The organism is Amycolatopsis sp. lyj-108 (genome assembly GCF_046549005.1).
Classification (GTDB): domain Bacteria; phylum Actinomycetota; class Actinomycetes; order Mycobacteriales; family Pseudonocardiaceae; genus Amycolatopsis.
On sequence record NZ_JAJPWQ010000001.1, the window covers coordinates 602,433 to 624,894 of the forward strand.

At 68.0% G+C, this 22,462-nt stretch carries 22 protein-coding genes; 8 read left to right on the forward strand and 14 right to left on the reverse strand.

The features are described from left to right. Positions 1 to 35 precede the first annotated feature (35 nt). Positions 36 to 1,763: an ABC transporter ATP-binding protein gene (locus ACLJO0_RS02945; protein WP_410576440.1), complete on the reverse strand. Its 1,728-nt coding sequence runs from the start codon at positions 1,761 to 1,763 to the stop codon at positions 36 to 38. Continuing rightward, positions 1,760 to 3,385, reverse strand: coding sequence for an ABC transporter ATP-binding protein (locus ACLJO0_RS02950; protein WP_410576441.1), 1,626 nt, complete (start codon positions 3,383 to 3,385; stop codon positions 1,760 to 1,762). Before ACLJO0_RS02950 ends, ACLJO0_RS02945 begins: the two co-directional genes overlap by 4 nt. A gap of 119 nt (positions 3,386 to 3,504) precedes the next feature. Between ACLJO0_RS02950 and purL the strand changes: the two genes are divergently transcribed. Next, on the forward strand, positions 3,505 to 5,787 hold the full coding sequence (purL, locus tag ACLJO0_RS02955) for a phosphoribosylformylglycinamidine synthase subunit PurL (RefSeq protein WP_410576442.1): 2,283 nt from the start codon (positions 3,505 to 3,507) through the stop codon (positions 5,785 to 5,787). A gap of 430 nt (positions 5,788 to 6,217) precedes the next feature. Here the strand turns inward: purL and ACLJO0_RS02960 are convergent, their stop codons facing one another. The 6 genes from ACLJO0_RS02960 to ACLJO0_RS02985 all read right to left on the reverse strand — a co-directional run bounded on the left by ACLJO0_RS02960 (position 6,218) and on the right by ACLJO0_RS02985 (position 11,710). Then, positions 6,218 to 7,054 (reverse strand): hypothetical protein, encoded by an 837-nt coding sequence (locus ACLJO0_RS02960; protein WP_410576443.1) that lies wholly within the window; start codon positions 7,052 to 7,054, stop codon positions 6,218 to 6,220. Further along, a complete protein-coding gene (locus tag ACLJO0_RS02965) occupies positions 7,051 to 8,163 on the reverse strand; it encodes a pentapeptide repeat-containing protein (RefSeq protein WP_410576444.1) in 1,113 nt (370 codons plus the stop codon). Before ACLJO0_RS02965 ends, ACLJO0_RS02960 begins: the two co-directional genes overlap by 4 nt. Then, positions 8,160 to 8,948: a Twin-arginine translocation protein TatA gene (locus ACLJO0_RS02970; protein ID WP_410576445.1), complete on the reverse strand. Its 789-nt coding sequence runs from the start codon at positions 8,946 to 8,948 to the stop codon at positions 8,160 to 8,162. Before ACLJO0_RS02970 ends, ACLJO0_RS02965 begins: the two co-directional genes overlap by 4 nt. Before the next feature lie 178 nt (positions 8,949 to 9,126). After that, the gene (locus tag ACLJO0_RS02975; RefSeq protein WP_125784874.1) at positions 9,127 to 9,972 is read right to left on the reverse strand and encodes a lysozyme; all 846 of its coding nucleotides are present in this window, start codon (positions 9,970 to 9,972) and stop codon (positions 9,127 to 9,129) included. Between the two features lie 191 nt (positions 9,973 to 10,163). Next, a complete protein-coding gene (locus ACLJO0_RS02980) occupies positions 10,164 to 10,979 on the reverse strand; it encodes a lysozyme (RefSeq protein WP_410576956.1) in 816 nt (271 codons plus the stop codon). 104 nt (positions 10,980 to 11,083) lie between these two features. Next, positions 11,084 to 11,710, reverse strand: coding sequence for a type VII secretion system-associated protein (locus ACLJO0_RS02985; RefSeq protein ID WP_125791568.1), 627 nt, complete (start codon positions 11,708 to 11,710; stop codon positions 11,084 to 11,086). Between the two features lie 53 nt (positions 11,711 to 11,763). Here ACLJO0_RS02985 and ACLJO0_RS02990 point away from each other — a divergent pair, with 53 nt between their 5' ends. After that, positions 11,764 to 12,144, forward strand: coding sequence for a sterol carrier family protein (locus tag ACLJO0_RS02990; RefSeq protein ID WP_410576446.1), 381 nt, complete (start codon positions 11,764 to 11,766; stop codon positions 12,142 to 12,144). A 78-nt stretch (positions 12,145 to 12,222) separates the two neighbouring features. Here ACLJO0_RS02990 and ACLJO0_RS02995 read toward each other — a convergent pair whose 3' ends face one another. Continuing rightward, positions 12,223 to 13,020, reverse strand: coding sequence for an SAM-dependent methyltransferase (locus ACLJO0_RS02995; protein ID WP_410576957.1), 798 nt, complete (start codon positions 13,018 to 13,020; stop codon positions 12,223 to 12,225). 202 nt (positions 13,021 to 13,222) lie between these two features. Here ACLJO0_RS02995 and ACLJO0_RS03000 point away from each other — a divergent pair, with 202 nt between their 5' ends. The 6 genes from ACLJO0_RS03000 to arfB all read left to right on the forward strand — a co-directional run bounded on the left by ACLJO0_RS03000 (position 13,223) and on the right by arfB (position 18,381). Then, positions 13,223 to 14,101 carry a helix-turn-helix domain-containing protein gene (locus ACLJO0_RS03000; RefSeq protein ID WP_125790998.1) on the forward strand — a complete coding sequence of 293 codons (879 nt, stop codon included), beginning with the start codon at positions 13,223 to 13,225 and terminating at the stop codon, positions 14,099 to 14,101. A 285-nt stretch (positions 14,102 to 14,386) separates the two neighbouring features. Beyond that, positions 14,387 to 14,626 carry a DUF397 domain-containing protein gene (locus ACLJO0_RS03005; RefSeq protein ID WP_005152616.1) on the forward strand — a complete coding sequence of 80 codons (240 nt, stop codon included), beginning with the start codon at positions 14,387 to 14,389 and terminating at the stop codon, positions 14,624 to 14,626. Then, complete coding sequence (locus ACLJO0_RS03010) at positions 14,610 to 15,011, forward strand: hypothetical protein (RefSeq protein WP_410576447.1); 402 nt, start codon at positions 14,610 to 14,612, stop codon at positions 15,009 to 15,011. The genes ACLJO0_RS03005 and ACLJO0_RS03010 overlap by 17 nt, the downstream gene beginning before the upstream one ends. Positions 15,012 to 15,269: 258 nt before the next feature. Then, positions 15,270 to 16,808, forward strand: coding sequence for an amidophosphoribosyltransferase (gene purF, locus ACLJO0_RS03015; protein WP_396554094.1), 1,539 nt, complete (start codon positions 15,270 to 15,272; stop codon positions 16,806 to 16,808). A 37-nt stretch (positions 16,809 to 16,845) separates the two neighbouring features. Further along, the gene (gene purM, locus ACLJO0_RS03020; RefSeq protein ID WP_410576448.1) at positions 16,846 to 17,916 is read left to right on the forward strand and encodes a phosphoribosylformylglycinamidine cyclo-ligase; all 1,071 of its coding nucleotides are present in this window, start codon (positions 16,846 to 16,848) and stop codon (positions 17,914 to 17,916) included. 45 nt (positions 17,917 to 17,961) lie between these two features. Continuing rightward, positions 17,962 to 18,381, forward strand: a complete 420-nt coding sequence (gene arfB / locus ACLJO0_RS03025; protein ID WP_125791569.1) for an alternative ribosome rescue aminoacyl-tRNA hydrolase ArfB — start codon at positions 17,962 to 17,964, stop codon at positions 18,379 to 18,381. Here the strand turns inward: arfB and ACLJO0_RS03030 are convergent. The 5 genes from ACLJO0_RS03030 to ACLJO0_RS03050 all read right to left on the reverse strand — a co-directional run bounded on the left by ACLJO0_RS03030 (position 18,370) and on the right by ACLJO0_RS03050 (position 22,295). Continuing rightward, the gene (locus tag ACLJO0_RS03030; RefSeq protein WP_410576449.1) at positions 18,370 to 19,128 is read right to left on the reverse strand and encodes a GNAT family N-acetyltransferase; all 759 of its coding nucleotides are present in this window, start codon (positions 19,126 to 19,128) and stop codon (positions 18,370 to 18,372) included. The two genes, arfB and ACLJO0_RS03030, sit on opposite strands and share 12 nt — an antisense overlap. Positions 19,129 to 19,306: 178 nt before the next feature. Beyond that, positions 19,307 to 19,960 carry a VanZ family protein gene (locus ACLJO0_RS03035; RefSeq protein WP_410576450.1) on the reverse strand — a complete coding sequence of 218 codons (654 nt, stop codon included), beginning with the start codon at positions 19,958 to 19,960 and terminating at the stop codon, positions 19,307 to 19,309. 199 nt (positions 19,961 to 20,159) lie between these two features. Beyond that, positions 20,160 to 21,059 (reverse strand): Gfo/Idh/MocA family protein, encoded by a 900-nt coding sequence (locus ACLJO0_RS03040; protein WP_410576451.1) that lies wholly within the window; start codon positions 21,057 to 21,059, stop codon positions 20,160 to 20,162. A 99-nt stretch (positions 21,060 to 21,158) separates the two neighbouring features. Continuing rightward, positions 21,159 to 22,019: a 3-hydroxybutyryl-CoA dehydrogenase gene (locus ACLJO0_RS03045; RefSeq protein ID WP_410576452.1), complete on the reverse strand. Its 861-nt coding sequence runs from the start codon at positions 22,017 to 22,019 to the stop codon at positions 21,159 to 21,161. Positions 22,020 to 22,109: 90 nt separating this feature from the next. Further along, positions 22,110 to 22,295 (reverse strand): DUF3073 domain-containing protein, encoded by a 186-nt coding sequence (locus ACLJO0_RS03050; protein WP_076156206.1) that lies wholly within the window; start codon positions 22,293 to 22,295, stop codon positions 22,110 to 22,112. Positions 22,296 to 22,462 lie beyond the last annotated feature (167 nt).

Consider the following 22,462-nt stretch of genomic DNA (forward strand, 5'->3'; position numbering starts at 1 on the left):
CGCGCGCAACCACCGCAACCAGGTGCCGAATTGCGTCAGGAGGCGGCGGCCACCAGAGCGGCGTAAGGCCCACCGGCGGCAAGCAGCTCAGCGTGCGAGCCCAGCTCGGTCACCCGGCCGCCCTCGATGACCGCGACCCGGTCCGCCGCGGCCGCCGTGTGCAGCCGGTGGGCGATCGCGATCACCGTGCGCCCTTCGAGCACCGCGCTCAGCGACCGCTCCAGCTCCCGCGCCGAACCCGTGTCCAGCAGCGACGTCGCCTCGTCCAGTACCAGCGTGTGCGGGTCGGCCAGCACCACTCGCGCCAGCGCCAGCTGCTGCGCCAGCGCCGCCGGGACGGCGACCGCCCCGGCCCCGACCTTCGTGTCCAGCCCGTCCGGCAGGCCCGCCACCCACTCCGAAGCCCCGACCGAGGCCAGCGCGGCCAGCAGCCGGTCGTCGGACCAGTCCCCGGCGGGCAGCGTGAGATTGTCCCGCAGTGTCCCCGCGAACACGTGCTGCTCCTGGGTCAGCAGCAGGACTTCACCGCGCAGGACGTCGTCCGGCAGCGTCGACACCTCGGCGCCGCCGACCCGCACGGAACCCGAGGTCGGCGCCGACATCCCGGCCAGCAGCCGTCCCAGGGTCGATTTGCCCGCACCGGACGGCCCGACGATCGCCAGCCGTTCACCGGCGGGCACCCGCAGGTCGATGCCGTGCAGCACCTCGCGGTCCGCGTTGTAGCCGAAGCGCACGTCGCGCACCTCGATGTCCTGACCGCGCGGCGTCTCCGAAGCCGTCTCCGAAGACGGAGCGGGTCGCACGCCCAGCAGCCGCCGCAGCGAGGCCCCGGCGACCTGCATGTCCGCGAGCCAGAACAGCGCCTCGTTCAGCGGACCGGTCATGACCTGCGAGTACAGCAGCATCGCGGTGATCGTGCCGAGCCCTTCCCAGCCGTTCGAATAGGCGAGCAGGCCCAGCCCGAGCATCACCGGCACCGGCAGCACGTAGCTGATCTCCAGCGACGGGATCCACCGCATCTGCAACGCCCGGATCTTGCGCTCGCCCAGCATCGACGCGTCGAGCCCGTCGTGCCCGGTGCGGATCCGGCGGCCGGTCAGGTTCAGCGCCTCGGCCGTCCGCGCGCCCTCCGCGGTCTCGTGCGTGGTGGACTGGAGTTCGGACCACTTGTCCAGCATCCGCCGCATCACGTCCGGGATCCGCCGCTGGTACCAGATGTTCACCGGCACCAGCAGCGGCAACGCGACCAGCAGGCCCAGCGCCAGGAACGGCGACGTGAGCACCATCGCCACCACGGTGAACACCACCGTGACGGCGGCGATCAGGATCTCCGGCGCGCCGAACCGCACCGCGTGGTCGATGCGGCTGACGTCGGTCGTCGCCCGGCTGAGCAGGTCACCGGTGCCGGCCGCCTCGACCGTCCCGAGCGGCAGGTTCAGCGCGTTCCCGACGAACTCCTCGCGGTTCTTCGCCAGGATCCGCTCGCCGAACACCCGCGCGCGGAGCCGGGCCAGCCCCTTGAACCAGGCCTGTGCGCCCAGCACCACCACGAACGCGACCGCGAGCCAGGTGATCGTGGTGGTCGTCGTGCCTCCGACGACCTCGTCCACCAGCACGCCCAGCAGCCGCGGCCCGGCCAGCCCGATCGCGGTCGCGACGCAGAACAGGCCGAGCATCACGGAGAACTCGCGCTTGTTGTCCCGCGCGGTCTCCTTGATCCATCGTCGAACGTCTTTCTTGTCTGCCAAAGGCAGCTTCTTCATGCGGGCACTTTCGTACTCACGACCTCGTCGGCCACATGTGTCCACAGTGGACTCTGACTGAACACGACGGTGGTCTTGCCGCGCCGCAGCTTCGCGACGCGTTCGGTTATGCGGGCTTCGGTATGCGCGTCGACGGCCGAGGTCGGCTCGTCGAGCAGCAGGACGTCGGCGTCGGTCGCCAGCGCGCGGGCCAGGTTCAGCCGCTGCCGCTGACCACCGGAAACCTCACGTCCGCGTTCGCCGATCACCTCGTCGACGCCGTTGGGCAGCGCGTCCACGATGTCGTCGGCGTCCGCCGCGTACAGCGCTTCGGTGATCTCGACGTCGCCGGGCTCGGTGGGGGCGACCTGTTCGCGCAGCACCCCGGAGAACCAGATGTCCTGGTTGTGCGCGAACACGACCCGCCGCCGCAGCTCGCCGAGGGCGACCCGATCCACCGGAACCCCGCCGACGAGGGCAGGTTCGCTCGGATCGGTGAACCGCGCCATCCGCGAAGCCACCGCTTCGGCATCGGCTCCGACGTCGATGACGGTCAGTTTCCCGGCCTCGGCCTTGATCCCGGTCGTCTCGTCGTACAGGTCCAGCGGGCCTTCCGGCAGCGGGATCGGGTGCTCCGGCTCGGCGAGCGTGCGTTCGGTGGACAGCAGTTTGCACACCTTCCGCGCCGAAACCAGCGCGGCGCTCAGCACGCCCGCGAACTCGGTCGCCGTCGTCACCGGGATCACCAGGAACACCGAGACGCCGTAGAACGTGATCAGTTCGCCGACGCCGATGGTGCCGTTGATCGCCAGTTGCGCGCCCAGCCAGGTGATGACCACCGTGACCAGTCCCGGCAGCGCGACCTCGGCACCCGCGAGCCACGCTTCGCTGCGTCCCACCTGGACACCGGCCGCCCGGACCCGCTGGCTGGACCGGCGGAAGCGGTCGAGGAACTGCTTCTCGCCGCCGACACCGCGAAGGATCCGCAGGCCGGAGACGATGTCCGCGGCCAGCGCGTTGACGTCGGTCTTCTCCTCGCGCTGCTTCGTCTGGCGCTTCTCCAGCGGCTTCAGCAGCGGGCCGATGCCGACCACCGCCAGCGGGACGCCGACCAGCGCGACCACGCCGAGCAGCGGCGATGTCGACAGCAGTGCCGTCGCGCAGACGATGAACGCGATCAGCGAGCCGAAGGCCCGTCCGAGCACCTCGAAGGAATCACCGATCGGATTGATGTCGCTGGTGGTGATCGCGACCACGTCACCCGTGGTGGTCGTGTCGCGCAGATTCGCGCCCAGCTTCGCCGCGTGTTCGGTGGCGAGCCGCTGCGTCACCCCGGCGCCGTGGATCCAGCAGCCGTAGGACGCGAAGTGCTGCACCGTGCCCGCGAGCGTCTGCGCGATCCCAAGCCCGGCGGCCGCGAGGCCCCACAGCCAGACGGAATCGCCGTCGCCGCGCCCGATCGCGTCGATGCCCCGCCCGATCGCGACCGGCAGCAGGGCGATCGGCAGCGACCACAGCGCACCGCTGATCGCCGAGACGGCGAGCAGTCCCGGGCGCGCGAGCATCATCCTGACGAGGTACCGCCAAGCGGTCGGCTTGGCGGGCAGGCGTAGTCGCGGAAGGGGATATGTGGCGGAAAGCACGATTATCGACGGTAAGCGGATCACCGCCGCGAGCGCGACCGATTTATGCGTGGGCGACCGCGAGGTGAACAGACCCCTCGCCTATTCTCAAGGCCGTGGCGAACCCTGAGGTTGACACCGTGACCAGCACCGTTGACACCACTCAACGCGCCGAGGCGACCCCCGAAACGACCCAGCCGTACGTCGAGCTCGGCCTCGCCGACGACGAGTACGCCCGGATCCGGGAGATCCTCGGCCGCCGTCCGACCGACGCCGAACTGGCGATGTATTCGGTGATGTGGAGCGAGCACTGCTCGTACAAGTCCTCGAAGAAGCACCTGCGCTACTTCGGTGAGACCGCCACTCCCGAAATGAAGGAGAAGATGCTCGCCGGCATCGGCGAGAACGCGGGCGTCGTCGACATCGGCGAGGGCTGGGCGGTCACCTTCAAGGTCGAGAGCCACAACCACCCGTCCTACGTCGAGCCGTACCAGGGTGCCGCGACCGGCGTCGGCGGCATCGTGCGCGACATCATGGCGATGGGCGCTCGCCCGCTCGCGGTGGCGGACGCGCTGCGCTTCGGCCCGGCGGACGCCCCCGACACCCGCCGGGTGCTGCCCGGCGTGGTCGCCGGCGTCGGCGGCTACGGCAACTGCCTCGGCCTGCCGAACATCGGCGGCGAGCTGGTGTTCGACCAGAGCTACGCGGGAAACCCGCTGGTCAACGCCCTGTGTGTCGGTGCGATGCGGGTCGAGGACCTGCACCTGGCGTTCGCCTCGGGCAAGGGCAACAAGATCATCCTGTTCGGCGCGCGCACCGGCCTCGACGGCATCGGTGGCGTGTCCGTCCTCGCCAGCGACACCTTCTCCGGCGACGAATCTTCGGGCGGCCGCAAGAAGCTCCCGAGCGTCCAGGTCGGCGACCCGTTCACCGAGAAGGTGCTCATCGAGTGCTGTCTCGAACTGTTCGCGCAGAAGCTCGTCGTCGGCATCCAGGACCTCGGCGGCGCCGGGCTCTCCTGCGCGACGTCGGAGCTGGCGGCCGCCGGTGACGGCGGCATGCACATCTACCTCGACCGGGTTCCGTTGCGCGCCACCGGGATGACCCCGGCGGAGGTGCTCTCCAGCGAGTCGCAGGAGCGTATGTGCGCGGTCGTCTCGCCGGAGAACGTCGAGGCGTTCATGAAGGTCTGCGAGAAGTGGGACGTCATCGCCACCGACATCGGCGAGGTCACCGACGGCGAGCACCTGGTCATCACCTGGAACGACGAGGTCGTCGTCGATGTCCCGGCGCACACCGTGGCGCACCAGGGCCCGGTGTACGACCGCCCGATCCAGCGTCCGTCCACACAGGACGCACTGCAGGCCGACACCTCGGCGAAGCTGCCGCGTCCGTCCACTTCGGACGAACTGCGCGCCGACATCCTCAAGCTGATCTCGTCGCCGAACCAGGCGTCGAAGGAATGGGTGACCTCCCAGTACGACCGCTACGTGCGCGGCAACACCGTGTCCGCGCAGCCGTCGGACTCCGGCGTCATCCGGATCGACGAGTCGACCGGCCGCGGGGTCGCCGTCTCGACCGACTGCAACAGCAAGTTCGTCTACCTCGACCCGTACGAGGGTGCGAAGCTCGCGCTGGCCGAGGCGTACCGCAACGTCGCCACCAGTGGCGCGAAGCCGGTCGCGGTGTCGGACTGCCTGAACTTCGGCGCGCCGACCGACCCTGGCGTGATGTGGCAGTTCGAGCAGGCCGTGCACGGTCTCGCCGACGGCTGCGTCGAACTCGGCATCCCGGTCACCGGCGGCAACGTCAGCTTCTTCAACCAGACCGGTGACGTGGCCATCCTGCCGACCCCGGTGGTCGGCGTGCTCGGCGTGATCGACGACGTCACCCGCCGCATCCCCACCGGAATCGGCGCCGAGGCCGGGGAAACCCTGCTGCTGCTCGGTGAAACGCACGACGAGCTGGACGGTTCCGCCTGGGCGCGCGAACTGCACGGCCACCTCGGCGGCCGCCCGCCTCGCGTGGATCTTGCCCGCGAGAAGCTGCTCGCCGACATCCTCATCGCCGGTTCCCGCGACGGCATGATCTCCGCCGCGCACGACATCTCCGACGGCGGCCTGATCCAGACGCTCGTCGAGACCGTCCTCATCGGACAGTGTGGTGCCCGGGTCTTCCTCGACTCGGAGCAGGACCCGTTCGTGCAGTTGTTCTCCGAATCCGCGGGCCGGGTGCTGGTCGCCGTGCCGCGCACCGAGGAACTGCGGTTCACCGAGATGCTCACCGCGCGCGGCCTGCCGTGGCGCAAGACCGGCGTGGTGGACCCGGAATCGGGCTCGCTCGAACTCCAGGACATCACGGAGTTCACGCTGGACGAGCTTCGGGAGACCTGGGAGCGGACCCTCCCGGCACTCTTCGACTGAAGCTGAAGCGGCCGTTCGGGTTCCAACGAGCTTCCCCTTGGGTACCTACTGCGTGACTTGTGGCGCTTCTTGCGTGATGCCGGGTTGAAGTACATGAAGGACCCCTTCCTGTACCTAGGCGCAAGGATGGGGTCCTTCATGTACTGGGGTCCTTCACGGACCTGCGATCCCGATCCACCCGCCGTAGGCACCTAGAACACGGCCGCCCCTAACCCGAATCGCCACTCACGAGACGTGAGGATGAGCGGGCGGCTCCTTCAGCGCTTCCAACGGCCCGGCGTCGAACTCCTATGTCGTGAAGGGCCCCTTTGAGACGATCAACGTCTCAAAGGGGCCCTTCACGACATCCCCACGACCGCGACCTGGCGTCAACCGCAGCCTCAACCACGTAGGTACCTAAGACACCCTTGGCTCTAACCCGAATCGCCACTCACGACGTCTTTGAACCCGCCCCGAACTTCGCGCCCTCCAGCGACGGCGGCTCCACGAAGGTCGCCACGCTGAAGTCGACCGGGGTCTCGACGACGAGATTGTCCAGCGACACCCTGCGTTCGAAGCTCGCCCGCGTGAGTACGAACCCGCCGTGGATCGTCGCGTTCTCGAGCAGGAACTTCCCGGACAGCTGGGTATCGGTGAGGTCCAGGTAGGTCAGCACCTCGCAACGATCCGCGCCGAACCAGCCGACCCGCCTGCCGAGCAGTCCCAGCTTGTCGAGCCGCGCGTCGCTGAGGTTGAGCGAAAGCGTCGGCCCCGTGGTCCCGGCGTGGGGAAGGATGTCGCGGATCAGTCGTTCGGCCGCGCGCCGGACCAGCCGTTCCCGTTCCGCGGCCGCCTTGTCCGCCGGTTCCCACTCGCGGTCCTGGTCGAAACTCGGATGTTCGAACGGCCGCCGCAAATAGGCGCACAACACGTCGAGCACCGTCTGCCGGTACTCCGGACGCGTCCTGGCCAGTCCCGCGAGCGAATGCATCGCGCCGACCCGGACCTGATCGGCTTCGTTGCCCAGCAGCTCGATCGACTTGGCGAAGCGCTCGTCGGAGATCCGGCTGCGCTCGATCTCGTGCCTGTCCTCTTCGGTCCGCCTTCGCCGGTCGTTGAGCCAGAGCCCGTAGAGCGCGGCGATCGCCCCGCCGGCGAGGGCGCCGGTCTTGAGCGCGTCACCGCGGCTGGTCGCGCGATCCGTGAGCAGCCAGGCGGTGACCCCGACGAGCACCACGACCGAGGACAGCAACGTCCACAGCAGCGGCGACTTGAGCAGGCGCTTCATCGATCCTTCACCGTGGTGAGCCGGGCACGGCCGTCCGGCAGGGTCTCGACGGTCCAGCCGTCCGGGAGTTCGTGGTCCCTGGCGGGTTCCACCGTCGTGTTGCGCAGCTCGACCGTGCCGGGCGGCTCGCGGAAACTCAGATCCGCGAGGCCTTGGAACCGGGCGCGGTGGAGATCCAGCGTCCCCTTGAACCGGGAGCCGGCGAAGACCGCGTCCTTGGCGAAGACGCTGTCCTTGAAGGATGTCTCGCCCGCGAACACGGTGCCGCGGAACTCGGTGTCCTCGGAGAAGCGGACCCCGCTGAACCACGCCCGTTGTTCGAATTTGGCGTCATTGCACCGGAAGAAGCCGATCAGCTTCTTCGGGACCGTTCCCGCGCCGGTCAGGTACACCGGCCCGAGGAACACACAGCCGGACAGGTTGGTGCTGCTGTACAGACCGCCGTAGCGGAGCAACAGCTTGCCGATCTTCCGCTCCGAAAGATCGAAGTACTCCAGCACCGCGCCGGTCAGGTCGAGGTCGTATCCCGGCGTGCCCTCGGAATCCGCGGCCGGGAGCAGTTCCCCGATCAGCCGTTGCGCGGTCTGCCGCACCTGGAGTTCTTGGTCCTCCTCAGCGGAGCCCTCCTCCGGTGCGGTGTTCCCGTCCCGTTTCGCCGTGTCCTTGTACCGCGGGTGTTCGAACGGCCGCCGCAGGTACGAGCACAGGATGTCCAGCACCGTCTGCGTGTAGATCGCCCGGCCGCGGGCCAACCCGGCCAGTGCGTGCAGGGCGCCGACCCGCACCTGGTCGGCGTCGTGCCCGAGCAGTTCGACGGCCTTCGCGAACCGTTCGTCCGAGATCCGGTCGCGGTCCTGGTCGGCCCGCCGCTGTTCGAGTTCTTGCCGCTGTCGCTCGACTTCCTGCCGCCGCTCCTCGACGCGGCGCCGCCTGTCGTTGAGCCACAACGCGTACAGCGCGACGATGGCGCCTCCGGCGATGCCGCCGGTCTTCAGTGCCTCGCTGCGGCTGGTCGCCGGATCCGTCAGCAACCAGCCGCCGACCGCGAGCAGCAGGACGAGCGAAACGACGAATGTCCAGAGCAGCGGGGAGCGGAGGAACCGCTTCATCGGACCTTGGAGACCAGCAGGGAAGAGACGCAGTAGGCGCTGCCCGATTGGCTCTGCGCGATCACGGTGCCCTTGGCGTCGGCGCCCTCGACCGTGCCGGTGATCTCGGCCATGACGATGCTGCTGGTGCCCTGGGTCTTCTTGACCTCGGCCGTGGAGCCCGGCGGCAGGAAGAGGTCGATCATGCTGCCCATGTTCGCCCGCCGGTTTTCACAGGCCAGGGCGACCGCGCCGGTCTTGTCGCCGCTGGAGATCTTGGCGAGGAAGTCCGTGATGACCTGGACGCCCTGAGGATCGCCGGCACCGCCACCGTTCTCCGTGCTCCTCGGGGTCCTGGTCGTGCTCGACTTCGGGCTGCTCTTCGGCGCGGAGGTCGGCGCGGGCTCGGACGACGAGGCGGGCGGCGCGGCGGTGTTGTTCCCGTCGTCCTTGCTGAGCAGGAAGCCCGGCGCGACGAAACCGGTGACACCGAAGGCGATCAGCACGACCACGCCGATCACGATCCCGATGATCAGCCCGGTCTTGCTCTTCTGCGGCGGCGGGCCGCCCTGGCCCTGCGGGTAACCCTGGTTGTTCGGGTCCCAGCCCTGCTGCTGGTACTGCTGGTTCGGGTCCCAGCCCTGCTGGGGCTGCTGCTGGTACTGCTGGGTCTGGTCCCAGCCCTGCTGCTGCCCGTACTGCTGAGGCTGACCGTACTGCTGGGTCTGGTCCCAGCCACCCGGCTGCGGTTGCTGTCCCTGGGGGTCCTGGCCGTAGGGCTGGCCTGGCTGGGGTGGGTAGGTCATCGGTCTCGCCTTCCGTACTGGGGCCTGAGGCTGGAGATCAGACGACCGGCGGTCAGCGCTGGTTCCGGATCCGCCCATGCCAGGGATTTCTGCTCGGAAGGTACCGTGCGGGTGAAAGCCGCGCGCAAAAGCGGCCCCCGGCCGAGGCCGGGAGCCGCCTTTTCACGGAATGCGCAGCTCAGCCGTTGGCCAGTGCCTGCAAACGGTCATAGGCGCCGTTGAAGGTGTTCTGGTCGAGCGGGCTGGAGGTGTACTGCCACACGGTGTAGAAGCTCCAGCCGTACGGCAGCGTGCCCACGGTGGACGCGTACCGCGCGATCCACAGCGGGACGGTGCCACCGAAGTTCTGCGACGTGCCGACGCAGGTGCTCCACCAGCTCGTCGAGGTGTAGATGACGGGCCAGCGGCCGGTGCGTGCCTTGTACCGGTCGTGGAACGCGCGGATCCATGCCCCCATGGAAGCCTGGCTCAAGCCGTAGCAGGTGGCGCCGTACGGGTTGTACTCCATGTCCAGCGCGCCCGGCAGGGTCTTGCCGTCCTTGGACCAGCCGCCGCCGTTGTTGATGAAGAAGTCCGCCTGCGCCGCACCGCTCGAGACGTTCGGCAGGGCGAAGTGGTACGCGCCGCGGATGAAGCCCTGGTTGTAGGAACCGTTGTACTGCTGGGCGAAGTACGGGTTCTTGTAGCTCGTGCCTTCGGTGGCCTTCGTCCACACGAAGCGCTTGCCCTGACCCCACCAGTAGGCCCAGTCGACGTTCTTCTGATAGCTGGCCACGTCCATGCCCGCGACGGTCGCGAGCACCCCGGCCTCTGGCTGCGGCTGCGCGGCCTTGGCCTTCGATTCCGGGGTGGAGGTGTCGCCTTCCACGCGCCGGATCTGCGATCCGATCGTGTGGTCGTTCTGCTGGAGATCCTGTTCGATCGACATGATCTCGGGGGACGGGGCGGCCGACGCCTGGACCGTGCTGCCGAGCAGGAGCAGCGCGGAGCCGACGGCGATGGTGATTCTTCGGGAAGTGCGCATTACGACAATCCCTTCACGGATAACCCTCGCTGAGGACGGCGACCTTGCAGGTGGTAGCCGTCCGGGCACGATTGTTGACGATGAGTGCCGGGTTTGTCACTAACTTCCGTGAAATTGGTACTACGCGTGGGTGATTTTCATTTCCAACTAGGCCGGGTTATGTGATCTTGTAACGCCAGATGGGTGAGCGCTCAGCCGACGGCCAGCGCGCGCACCCGGTCGACCGTGCCGTTGAACCAGTTCTGGTCACCGGGCAGGCTGCCCCTGTCCGCGAACTGCCAGATGGTCTGGTGCTTCCAGCTCGCGGGCAGCTCGCCGATCTCCGTGTTGTAGCGCGCGAGCCACAACGGGTTCTGCCAGAACGCGTTGCTGTTGCCGGTGCAGCGTTTCCACCAGCTCGTCGACGTGTAGATCGCCGGATGCCGCCCGGTCCGCCACAGATAGGCCTCCGCGAACGACGCCATCCACGCGATCATCTGCGCCGGCGTCTTGCCGTAACACGTTTCGCCGTAAGGGTTGTACTCGACGTCGAGCGCGCCCGGCAGCGTCTTGCCGTCGCCGGACCAGCCGCCGCCGTGGTCGACGAAGTAGTGCGCCTGCGCGGCGCCGTCCGAGATGTCGGGGCGGGCGAAGTGGTACGCGCCGCGGATCAGGCCGACACCGTAGGAACCGTTGTACTGCTGGGGAAACCGCGGATTGACGAAGCCGGTGCCTTCGGTCGCCTTCACGTAGACGAACTTCGCGCCGGTCCTGGCGGCTCCGGGCCAGTCGACTTCGCCTTGATGTCCGCTGACGTCGTGCCCGAGCGTCTGCGCTTCGCCGCCGTACAGCGGCCCCACCGACACATTGACGCCTTCGTGCAGCGCGATCTGCGAACCGGCGTGGTGCTCCTCCGCCCCGTCGTATCGGGGCCCGCTTTCATGTGCGACGGCGGGGGTCTGCGCGAGCAGCAGAACCCCCGCCGCGAGGACGGCCCCCCAGCCTTTTGAACACACTCTGCGACTCATCACGTCGCCACGATCCCCCTCGGAAAGAGAATCAGCGACTCGAACATCACCCGAAAGAGTGGCCTACAGGCCGAAAAAATTGGGCCGAGTGGGTTAATCGGACCTCAACGACGCTCGTCCAGAAGGGCTTTGTCGAGGTGCTCCGAGGGGATGATCGCGGTGAGCCGGTCGTGCGGATTGATCGTCACGGGGTGCCCGGCGAGCAGCGGGACCATGTCCCGGCCCAGCACCGCGCGGGCGTGCGGCCATTCGCGCGGGACCAGCGCCTTCGCCGTGTACGCCGGCACGAGCACCTTGCCGTCGGTGTTGTGGAAGCCGATCACCGTGCGCTGCACCGGGGAAAGCGCGTAGACGAACAGCGTCGAGTCGAGGATGACCCGGGGCAGATCGGCGGCCGGGCGGTGGTTCGTGCGCACCAGCTGGAGCAACTGCTCGAGTTCGTTGCGCGGCTCCGGGAAGCCGAGCGCCTTCGGTGAGGGGCGGTAGCGGTCGTTGGGGTGGAAGTCCTCGACGATCTCGCCCGCGCCGTTCACCGGGTACGCGCCGACGACCGCCCAGGACGGCACCGGGCCGTCGGGATCGAAGGCCTCGTCGATGACATAAAGCCAGCTGTTCGGGTTGGCCCTGGCGTTGGCGCGCATCTCTTCGGTGATCTTCGGCTTGGCCTGTTTCCGCTTGCCCGCCGGGCTCGACGCCAACCGATCCGCCTCGTCCCGCTGCGCCATCGCCATCCCCACGTTCCGGGTGCCTGAAGGTTTGTTCGCGCTCACTCTACTGTTCTCCCATGGCCTCTTCGCGTTCGGTCGACCCCGCTGAGTTACGTGCCGCGATCGCGGCGATTTCCCCTTGGTTGAGCGGATCCGGTCCGGAACCGGCCCGTCCGGCGCTGGCTGCGGCGGTGCGGCTGAGCCTGCGGACGCTGGCCGGGGACGCCCCGGGGAAGAGTGTCGAAGTGCGGGTGCCGCCGTTCGCGGCTGTGCAGTGTGTCGAAGGATTGCGCCATACGCGCGGGACGCCGCCGAACGTCGTCGAAACGGATCCGCGCACGTGGCTGGAACTGGCGACCGGGCTGCTCGGCTGGGCCGACGCCGTCGAATCGGGGCGGGTCACCGCCTCCGGGAGCAGGGCCGATCTGGCTCGCTGGCTGCCGCTGGTGCGCCTCTGAACCCGCTCCGGCATGCAATGAAAGGTCCTTTCCTTGCAAAATTTGCAAGGAAAGGACCTTTCATTGCACTCGGGGGGCTTAAGCCTTCCGGCCGATGCCGCCCGAGATCGTCCGCTGAGCCACGTTCAGCTCCTTGATCCGCGGGCCGTCCGGCCACCAGTCGGCGCACAGCTGGACGCCCGGCTCGACCATCTCGAGGTCGTGGAACAGCTCCTCGATCTCGGCCTTCGTGCGGAAGGTGCCGGAGCCCATCGGGCTGTGGATGAAGAACTCCTCCATCTTGCGGGCGATCTCGGACAGTTCGTCCTGCGGGTCGGAGAAGTGCGAGATCGCCACGTACGAACCCGACGGCAGCGCGTCGATGTACTTCTTCATGATCTTGGCCGGTTCGTCGTGCGGCCCGTTGTAGTGGTGCAGGGTCCCGAGCTGCAGCAACGCGATCGGCTGCGTGAAGTCGATGTGCCGCCGGATGTCCGGGTTGTCGACGATCCGCTCCGGCTCGAAGATGTCGTCCGACACGAAGTGCGTGTTCTCGTTCTCTTCGAGCAGCGCGCGCCCGTGGGCGAGGACGACCGGGTCGTTGTCGACGTAGACGACCTTGATCTCCGGGTTGATCCGCTGCACGACCTGGTGCGTGTTCTCGGCGGTCGGGAGACCGGATCCGAGGTCGAGGAACTGGGTGATGCCCGTCTGGCTGGCGAGGAACCGGCACGCGCGGATCAGGAAGCCGCGGTTCTCGGTCGCCAGGTCCTGCGCCTCGGGGGCCGCCTGCTGGACCTTGCGCAGCACCTCCCGGTCGATCTCGTAGTTGTCCTTGCCGAGCAGGAAGGCGTCGTACACCCGGGCGATGCTGGCCCGGGTCGGGTCGACACCCACGGGCACTCGTTCCGTCCGGGTCGGGGCGTCGGGCATCTTGAACCTCACAAAACTGTGTCGGAAGTCTCGGGCTCTACGTAGAGTAGAACCACGTACGCGACCGGTAAACCGAGCCGTCCCTGTCGTGTCGAGGTCCAAACGTGTACTTTCAGTAATCGGCTTGTTCCCCTGTGAGTGTCGTCTTACGAAAGGTCCCCGGTCGATGAACGCGGTCACCCCGCCTGGCGGTGAGCAGTCTCTGGGTCCCACCGCGCGGCGGATGATCCTCGGCTCTCAGCTCCGGCGGATGCGTGAGGACGCGGGCATCACGCGCCAGGAGGCCGGCTACAGCATCCGGGGTTCCGAATCGAAGATCAGCCGTCTCGAGCTCGGCCGCGTCGGCTTCAAGGAACGCGACGTCGCCGATCTGCTGACCATGTACGGGATGACCGATCCCGGTGAGCGGCAGCAGTTCCTCGACATGGTCAAGGAGTCGAACGAGCCGGGTTGGTGGCGCCGCTACGGCGACCTGATGCCGAGCTGGTTCAACGACCTCGTCGGACTCGAAGAGGCCGCGGCCCGCATCCAGGTGTGGGAGCCGCTGTACGTCACGGGTCTGCTGCAGACCGAGGACTACGCGCGGGCGATCATGAGCCACGGCCGCAAGGACATGGTCAACGAGCAGATCGACCGCCGGGTCGCGTTGCGGATGCGGCGGCAGAAGATGCTGTCCCGGCCGGACGCGCCGCGGTTGTGGCTGGTGCTCGACGAGTCGGTGCTCTACCGCCCGATCGGCGACCGCGAGGTGCTGAAGGCGCAGATCGACCACTTGCTGGAGATGATCCAGCAGCCGAACATCTCGGTGCAGGTCCTCCCGTACGACCGGAGCGGCTACTCCGCCGACAGCGCGTTCTCGCTGCTCAGGTTCGCCGAAGAGGAATTGCCGAACATCGCCTACACCGAGTACCTGACCGGCGCGCACTACATCGACAAGCGCGACGAGATCGAGCGGTACAGCCGGGCGCTGGACATGCTCGCGGTCGACGCGGAGACGCCGGACCGCAGCCGTCAGATGTTGATGAAGCGCCGCGCCGAAATCTGAGCCACTCACCGTTGTGGTGTTCTCCCGCCGTCGCGGTGACGACCGGGGTTTCCTTGCCTGTACCCGAAAGTTCGACCACGAACGGTAGTTGTTCACCCATCGGGGGCTGTGCTCATCACGCTTTAGTGGGACGGCTGAGGACTTAAGTCATCACCGCATGCGAATTCTGCAAAAACTTCTGCACGTGCATTTACCGCTGCAGTCACACGTGCTAACTTTGGGATCACAGGCAAATGCACATGCAGATGCATCGCCCGAAGTCTTCTGTCGGGGAAGGTGGGGACAATGGCTGAACAGTTCGACAACGGCATCCCGGCCGATCGTCTTACCGGTGCCCAGTGGCGCAAAGCCAGCTACAGCAACGCCATCGGCAACTGTGTCGAGGTGGCACCACTCGCGTCCGGCGAGATCGCGATGCGCAATTCGCGCTTCCCGACCGGTCCGGCCCTGATCTACACCCAGGCCGAGATGGCCGCGTTCCTCGCGGGCGCCAAGGACGGCGAATTCGATGACGTTCTCGGGTGACACCATCACCGCGGAAATCACCGACATCGAAAGCGGCCTGCAGGAACTGATCCACCGCGGGTACCAGTTCGTGCACCCGTGCGACGCGAACGGCGAGGTCATGGCCGTGGTCGGCGTGCGAGTCCACGACAACGTGGTCGACGTGGTCCGGCTCAACGCCGAGGACGACGTCGTCGCGACCCGCATGCCCGGTACCGAGGAGGACATCCTCGAGCCCGAGGTCTGGCTGTGGCGGTCCGCCGGCGACGCGGCGACGGTGCTGACGGCACTGCTCGCGCTCCCGGACGAGCGGACTCCCGGCGCGCTGTTCCTTCCGGAGACCGCGGCCAAGGGCTGCTGGGTCCCCGGCCGCGGCGGCACGTCCAAGTGGCTCGCCGCGGGCTGATTTCTCCGGGGTGCAACCCCGGGACCCCCAGCCCGGTCGCGTTGTCGAGTTCGTTTCAGCTCCTAAGCACAGTCGACCGCCTCTGTCGAGGGGGAGCGGTCGGCTGGTCGGGGGTCGTGAGTGCCGGGCCTTGACACCCGCTCGTCACTCACGGTCATCACTCGAAGCGTGTCGAGTGCCACGTCGCGTGGCGCGTTGATCTCCGGCTCACCGTTTAGACTGGTGGTGGCCTGCCCTCTTCTCCCTGGGAGCACCTCGGTGGTTTCCGACCCGTCCGTCGCCGGACAGCCCGTGACCGACCAGCCCGATCCGGAACCCCGCGAGGAATGCGGCGTCTTCGGTGTCTGGGCGCCCGGAGAAGAGGTCGCGAAGCTGACCTACTACGGGCTCTACGCACTTCAGCACCGCGGCCAGGAGGCGGCCGGCATCTCGGTCTCCGACGGTTCGCAGATCGTCGTCTTCAAGGATCTCGGCCTGGTCAGCCAGGTGTTCGACGAGCAGGTCCTGCAGTCGCTGCAAGGACATATCGCCGTCGGCCACTGCCGCTACTCGACCACCGGCGCGACCATCTGGGAGAACGCGCAGCCGATCTTCCGCACCACCGCCACCGGCAGCGGCCTGTCCTTCGCGCACAACGGGAACCTGGTCAACACCGCCGAACTGCGGGATCGCACGGTCGAAGCCGGGCTCAAACCGCACGCGGGCCTGACCGGTTCGTCCAGCGACTCCGACCTGGTGTGCGGGCTGCTCGCGGCCAACGCCGCGGACAAGGGCATCGAAGCCGCCGCGCTGGAACTGCTGCCCACCCTCAAGGGTGCCTTCTGCCTGGTCTTCGCCGACGAGTCCACCCTGTATGCCGCGCGCGACCCGCACGGCGTACACCCGCTGGTGCTCGGCAGGCTCGAACGCGGCTGGGTGGTCGCGAGCGAGACGGCCGCACTCGACATCTGCGGTGCTTCGTTCGTCCGCGAGGTCGAGCCCGGTGAGCTCATCGCGATCAACGCGGAGGGCCTGCGTTCCTCGCGGTTCGCGAACCCGGAGCCCAAGGGCTGTGTCTTCGAGTACGTCTACCTCGCGCGCCCCGACACCTCGATCGCCGGCCGCAGCGTGCACGCCACCCGCGTCGAGATCGGCCGCAAACTCGCCGCCGAGCATCCGGCCGACGCCGACCTGGTCATGCCGGTGCCCGAATCCGGCACCCCGGCCGCCATCGGCTACGCGCAGGGCTCCGGCATCCCCTACGGCACCGGCCTGGTGAAGAACGCCTACGTCGGCCGCACCTTCATCCAGCCGTCGCAGACCATCCGCCAGCTCGGCATCCGGTTGAAGCTGAACCCGCTGCGCGACGTCATCCGCGGCAAGCGGCTCGTCGTGGTCGACGACTCCATCGTCCGCGGCAACACCCAGCGCGCGCTGGTCCGCATGCTGCGGGAGGCGGGCGCGCTCGAGGTGCACGTCCGGATCGCGTCGCCGCCCGTCCGCTGGCCGTGTTTCTACGGGATCGACTTCGCCTCGCGCGCCGAACTGGTGGCCAACGGGGTCGATCTCGACGGCATCCGCCGCTCCATCGGCGCGGACACCTTGGGTTACATCTCCCTGGACGGGCTGGTCGCGGCTTCGGAGCAGCCGAAGTCGCGGTTGTGCACCGCGTGCTTCTCCGGCGAGTACCCGATCGCGCTCCCCGAAGACGCGCTGATCGGGAAGCACCTGCTGGAGAGCCTGGACTCGGTCAATGGCGCGGCGAAGCCCGTCAGCCCCGCCGGGTACGGTGCTGAAGACGCCATCCGGCGTCCCTAGCCCGATTTCCTTTCTTCCAGAGTTGGAGTCCGCTTCCGTGAGCGAGTCCACGAGCGCCACGTACGCCGCCGCCGGCGTCAGCATCGACGCCGGTGACAAAGCCGTCGAGTTGCTCAAACCGCACGCCGAGAGGGCCACGCGGCCCGAGGTGATGGGCGGGGTCGGCGGTTTCGCCGGGCTGTTCTCCCTGAAGCTGGACAAGTGGAAAGAGCCGGTGCTGGCTTCGTCGACCGACGGGGTCGGCACCAAGATCGCCGTCGCGCAGGCACTCGACAAGCACGACACGGTCGGCATCGACCTGGTCGCGATGGTCGTCGACGATCTGGTCGTCACCGGCGCCGAGCCGCTGTTCATGCAGGACTACATCGCCGTCGGCAAGGTCGTGCCGGAGAAGATCGCGGCACTGGTCGGCGGCATCGCCGAAGGCTGTGTCCAGGCGGGCTGCGCGCTGCTCGGCGGCGAGACCGCGGAGCACCCCGGCCTGATGGGCGAGCACGACTACGACCTCTCGGGCACCGGTATCGGCGTCGTCGAAAGGTCGAACGTGCTCGGCCCGGAGCGGGTCCGCCCCGGTGACGTCGTCCTCGCGCTCGGCTCGTCCGGCCTGCACTCCAACGGCTACTCGCTCGCCCGGCACGTGCTGCTGGAAATCGCGCGCATGCCGCTCGACGGGCACGTCGAGGAGTTCGGCCGCTCGCTGGGCGAGGAAATGCTGGAGCCGACCAGGATCTACGCGAAGGACTGCCTCGCGCTGGCGGCCGAGGCCGATGTCCGCACGTTCGCGCACATCACCGGCGGCGGCCTGGAGCAGAACCTCGCCCGCGTCATGCCGCGCGGCCTGGTCGCGCGGCTCGAACGCGGCACCTGGACCCCGGCGCCGGTGTTCGCGCTGATCGGCCACCGCGGCAAGGTCGAGCGCGCCGAACTGGAGAAGACGTTCAACATGGGCGTCGGCATGGTCGCGATCGTCGGCGCCGACGACGTCGACCGGGCGCTGGCGATGCTGACCGCGCGGCACGTGCCGGCGTGGATCCTCGGCGACGTGCAGCCCGCCGAAGACCCGGACGGCCCCCGCGCCGTGCTCTCCGGTGACCACCCGCGCTTCTGAATATTCTCTTGGTCCTGGTGGAACACTGGACCCGTGGCTGATGACATGGTGGTCGGCACCCGGTTCGTGATCCCGGGTGCCGAATTGAGCGAACGGTTCTCCCGGTCGTCGGGTCCGGGTGGGCAGGGCGTGAACACCACGGACTCGCGGGTCGAACTGTCCTTCGACGTGGCCGGTTCGGCTTCGATCCCGGACCATCTCCGGGCCCGGATGCTGGACCGGCTTTCGTCGCGCCTTGTCGACGGCGTCGTCACGATCACCGCGTCCGAACACCGCTCCCAGCTGATGAACCGGGAAGCCGCGCGCGCCCGGCTGATGATGCTGCTGCTGGACGCGTCGGCGCCCCCGGCCGCCAAGCGGCGTCCCACCAAACCTTCACGAGGTTCGAAGGAACGTCGCCTGGCGTCGAAGAAACGCCGCGGCGAGGTCAAGAAGTCACGCCGCGGCGGCTACTCAGATGATTGACAGGTGCACGCACTCGGCCGCGGTCTTGAAACCGACCCGGCCGTAGACGCGTTCCGCCTGCCCGGCACCCGGGGTCAGGAACACCGACCGGCCGCCGCGCGCGTGGGCTTCACGCGTCAGGTACTCCGTCATCGCCGCGGCGATCCCGCGGCTCCGGTATTCCTCGAGCACCCCGATCCCGGCGACTTCCGTCGCGCCGTCGAGGATCGCGGTCGCGACCCCGCCGCCGACGACCTCGCCGGTCTCGGTCACGGCCATCACCGAGAGGGTCTCGCCGCTCAGCTGATCCGGCGACGGCTCGACGTGCTCGCCGGGGTCGGGCTCGCCGAACGCCACGTTCTGTACCCGGATCATCTGCCGGAGTTCGGCCGGTGTCTTCGGGGTGACGAGCGTGATCCCGGTGGGAACCGGCTGTTCGACGACCTGCCCCGGAGTGCAGATCATCAGCGGAACCCGCCGCTCCAGCGTGTAACCGCACTCGACGAGCACGGCCTCCGCGGCCGGAACCGCTTCGGTGAGGAACTCCAGACGCGGCACGAGCCCGCGTTCGCGGAACGCCTCGGTGAGCGCGGCGACGTCGTCCGCGGTGGGGACGGCGCCGTCGTCAGGGATCGCGTAGTTGAGGAACATGTGGTCGTTCCCGGCCGTGAAGGTCGCCAGGAACGGCCCGATCCGCTCGGTCTCCCGGAACTTCGCCGCGGTGAGGCGAATGTAGGACTGCAAAGCACGAATCGTCTCGGAAAGCACTGGTGGAAAGCCTTTCGGGCAGAAGAAAGAGACGCACGGGAGGACCCGCGTGCGTGGTGGAGCTGGCGTATGCGCCGGCTAGCTCGTGCCGACGCCACCGAAGGCGTCAGGCATGAGGCATCCCTCTTTCTCAGTACGTAAGGCTTTCGCGATCACTCTCGCACCATGGTCAAACCCTTTATCTCCGCTGCGGATGCGCGATGCTCGAATACCGCTCGTCCCACACGGATCTCGGGACCCGCAGCCGGACGGGGGCGTCGCAGACCCGCCGCATCTGCACCGGGATCTTCACCGGCGGCCGGACGTCCAGACGGTGCCACAGCCGTCTGCTCACCGCGGCACCCGCCACCGCGCCCAGCGTGTTCAGCAGGATGTCGTCGATTGAGGTCACCCGGCCGGCCTGGATCAGATACTGCGTGCCCTCCACCAGCACCGACACGGCCAGCGCGCCCAGCGCGATCCGGAACAGTGAACGCAAGCGGCGGGAGCGCACCGGAAGCAGCGCGCCGAGCGGGCTCAGCATGAGGACGTTGCCCAGCGCCTGCCAGAGGTTGGCGCTGTCACTCAGGACGAGACGAAGGTCGGTGCCGGGTTCGAGGCTGAGCCTGCTGGCCTGCGCGCCGGCCACCGGCATCGTGACCAGGCACAACACCAGGAAACAGCCCAGCGCGAGCGTCATGTCGACGGCCGCCGTCGCCGACGCGCAGAAGCGGTCAGCTTGTCTTCGCCGTCGTCGATGCGCCGCGAGCAGCGGCCAGCCGAGTAACGCGTACGGGATCGCGGTGATCGTCAACGGGATCATCGCGCCGAAAGCACGGAGCAGCTCTCCCATGGCCTTCCTTTCCGGAGCGCCCAAGATCACCTTCGCATCACAAGATCAACTCGGCATGGCGGAGTGACCGCACTAAGAGGTGATCTTTTCGCGCTGGACCGTCCACAAAGGAGGCCTGTGGACAACCTGTGGACAGATCTGGAAGTAACCGGAAGAAGGTGTTATCGCACAAGGAAAAGCCTTGTGAGTGACCTGTGTACTACTTGCCGTGTCCGGCGAGCCGCCGCGCGTGTTCGAGCAGTTTCTGCAGATGCAGACCACGGCGCACGTCACACGGGTGCGACGTCGTCCCGCTCGCGGCCATGGCGGCGAAATCGTCCAGGAGCGCGGTGTACGACTCGCCCGCAGCGCCCGGCTTGCGGCCCAAAGTGCGGTAACCGTGCTCGCCGTAAACGGCCACTTCGACGACCGTCGGCTGGATCGGCAACCGCAGCGACAAGGTCGCCGTACTGGTCGCGCCACCCTCGTGGGCTAACAGCAATTGCCACAGATCGTCATCGGTCCGATGCGCGGCGAGCACGTCGGTGATCTCGCCGAGCGCCGCGTCCAGCAGATCGAGGGCATGCGGACCGATGTCGGCGAGCGCGCCGGAATCATGCCGCCACGCGGACGACTGATACTGGCCGCCGAGCAGCGCACCCGAAAGCCATCGCGCGCCACCGCCCCGCCAGCCGCCGGCTTCCTTGATGCCGTCGAGCCACTCGCGGGTCATCGGCGAGAAACGCAAAATCAAGACCACGAGGGCGGCCACACCGGCGGCGTCCACCGCGTCCGCGAGCCGCCGCGCGCCGTCGAGATCCGCGGCGATCGGCTTCTCCAGGATCAGGTGTTTGCCCGCCTCGGCCGCCTTGACCGCCAGCTCCGCCTGCACGGCGGGCGGCACCGCGAACGCGACCGCGTCCACCTGGTCGAGCAGCGCCTCGAAACTGTCGACAGCCTGCGCGCCGTGTGCTTCGGCCAGCTCCTTCGCGGCTTCAGGACGCCTGGCCCAGACCGCGCGCAACGTGACTCCGGGGTGATCGGCGAGGCCCGGCGCGTGCACCGTCTTCGCCCACGGACCGGCACCGACCAGACCCACGCGCAGCTGTCCCTGTCCCACGACCCCGAGTCTAGGGCCCCCGCAATTAGTCACCTACTTGCGGCGCTCGGGCGTACGAGAACGCAAGTAGGTGACTAATTGCGGGGAAGGCGAAGGAGATCAGGAGTAGCTGTAGAAGCCGCGGCCGGTCTTCTTACCGAGCAGGCCGGCGTCGACCATGCGCAGCAGCAGCGGCGGCGACGAGTACAGCGGCTCCTTGAACTCGGCGTACATCGAGTCCGCGATCGCCTTGATGGTGTCCAGGCCGATCAGGTCCGAAAGCCGCAGCGGGCCCATCGGGTGCGCGGTGCCCAGCTCCATACCGCGGTCGATGTCCTCCGCCGAGGCGAAGCCCGACTCGATCATCCGGATCGCCGAAAGCAGATACGGCACGAGCAGCGAGTTCACGATGAAACCGGCGCGGTCCTGCGACCGGATCACCGTCTTGCTCAACGCCGAGGTCGCGTGCTCCTCCGCGCGGCGGGCGGTGTCGTCGCTGGTCAGCAGCGAAGGCACCAGCTCGACGAGCGGCAGCACCGGGACCGGGTTGAAGAAGTGGATGCCGACCACCTGCTGCGGGCGGTTGGTCGCCATCCCGAGTTTCATGATCGGGATGGACGAGGTGTTGGACGCGAACAGCGCGTCCTCACGCTCGACGATCTTGTCCAGCGACCGGAACACCTCGACCTTGGCCTGCTCCTGTTCCAGGATGGCCTCGATGACGAGGTCGCGGTCGGCGAACTCGCCGATCTCGGTGGTGAAGCGGAGCCGTCCGAGTGCCGCGTCGGCGTCTTCCTGGGAGAGCTTCCCGTTCTTGACGCCGCGTTGCAGCGACTTCTCGATCCGCGCTCGCCCGGAGTCCAGCGCGGGCTGGTTCACCTCGGTGATGATCACGTCGAGTCCGGCACGTGCGTGCACCTCGGCGATGCCGGAGCCCATGAGCCCGGCTCCGATTACACCGACCCGCGTTACGTCGGACATGGCACCTCTTCCCTATTTTGGGCAGCACGCGACACGCGAGGGTGGTACCCGGGGCAAAGCCCCGAGCCACCCTCGCGTGTCACGCGTCGCTCAGCGGCGGTATTCGTCGTACCCGTCGTACGGGTCGTCGTCTTCCCGCTTGTCGTCCTCGTGCCCGTAATCCGAAGAACTACTGGACAGCTCGCGCTGCAAAGCATCGAAGTCGGTTTCGTGCGAGCTGTACTTGAGCTCGCGCGCCACCTTCGTCTGCTTGGCCTTAGCCCGGCCGCGCCCCATGGCTCGACCCCCTCGCACAGGGGCGGGGCGGCCGGGGGAATCGGCGGCCCCGCATCGTCTCGACAATTATTTCCTGCTGACACCGTACCGTGTCCGGGGGGTTGGATGCGACGTGGCACGGTGTGCCGGTGGCGACAGTGTTCACCGGACGCCGGTTACCGGCCGGT

What these genes read in the sequence shown, in the direction of transcription:
- ACLJO0_RS02945 (WP_410576440.1), bottom strand. Translation starts at nt 1,763, where the DNA reads ATGAAGAAGCTGCCTTTGGCAGACAAGAAAGACGTTCGACGATGGATC.
- ACLJO0_RS02960 (WP_410576443.1), bottom strand. Translation starts at nt 7,054, where the DNA reads ATGAAGCGCCTGCTCAAGTCGCCGCTGCTGTGGACGTTGCTGTCCTCG.
- ACLJO0_RS02965 (WP_410576444.1), bottom strand. Translation starts at nt 8,163, where the DNA reads ATGAAGCGGTTCCTCCGCTCCCCGCTGCTCTGGACATTCGTCGTTTCG.
- ACLJO0_RS02970 (WP_410576445.1), bottom strand. Translation starts at nt 8,948, where the DNA reads ATGACCTACCCACCCCAGCCAGGCCAGCCCTACGGCCAGGACCCCCAG.
- ACLJO0_RS02975 (WP_125784874.1), bottom strand. Translation starts at nt 9,972, where the DNA reads ATGCGCACTTCCCGAAGAATCACCATCGCCGTCGGCTCCGCGCTGCTC.
- ACLJO0_RS02980 (WP_410576956.1), bottom strand. Translation starts at nt 10,979, where the DNA reads ATGAGTCGCAGAGTGTGTTCAAAAGGCTGGGGGGCCGTCCTCGCGGCG.
- ACLJO0_RS02985 (WP_125791568.1), bottom strand. Translation starts at nt 11,710, where the DNA reads ATGGCGATGGCGCAGCGGGACGAGGCGGATCGGTTGGCGTCGAGCCCG.
- ACLJO0_RS02990 (WP_410576446.1), top strand. Translation starts at nt 11,764, where the DNA reads ATGGCCTCTTCGCGTTCGGTCGACCCCGCTGAGTTACGTGCCGCGATC.
- ACLJO0_RS03000 (WP_125790998.1), top strand. Translation starts at nt 13,223, where the DNA reads ATGAACGCGGTCACCCCGCCTGGCGGTGAGCAGTCTCTGGGTCCCACC.
- ACLJO0_RS03005 (WP_005152616.1), top strand. Translation starts at nt 14,387, where the DNA reads ATGGCTGAACAGTTCGACAACGGCATCCCGGCCGATCGTCTTACCGGT.
- ACLJO0_RS03010 (WP_410576447.1), top strand. Translation starts at nt 14,610, where the DNA reads ATGACGTTCTCGGGTGACACCATCACCGCGGAAATCACCGACATCGAA.
- arfB (WP_125791569.1), top strand. Translation starts at nt 17,962, where the DNA reads ATGGTGGTCGGCACCCGGTTCGTGATCCCGGGTGCCGAATTGAGCGAA.
- ACLJO0_RS03035 (WP_410576450.1), bottom strand. Translation starts at nt 19,960, where the DNA reads ATGGGAGAGCTGCTCCGTGCTTTCGGCGCGATGATCCCGTTGACGATC.
- ACLJO0_RS03045 (WP_410576452.1), bottom strand. Translation starts at nt 22,019, where the DNA reads ATGTCCGACGTAACGCGGGTCGGTGTAATCGGAGCCGGGCTCATGGGC.
- ACLJO0_RS03050 (WP_076156206.1), bottom strand. Translation starts at nt 22,295, where the DNA reads ATGGGGCGCGGCCGGGCTAAGGCCAAGCAGACGAAGGTGGCGCGCGAG.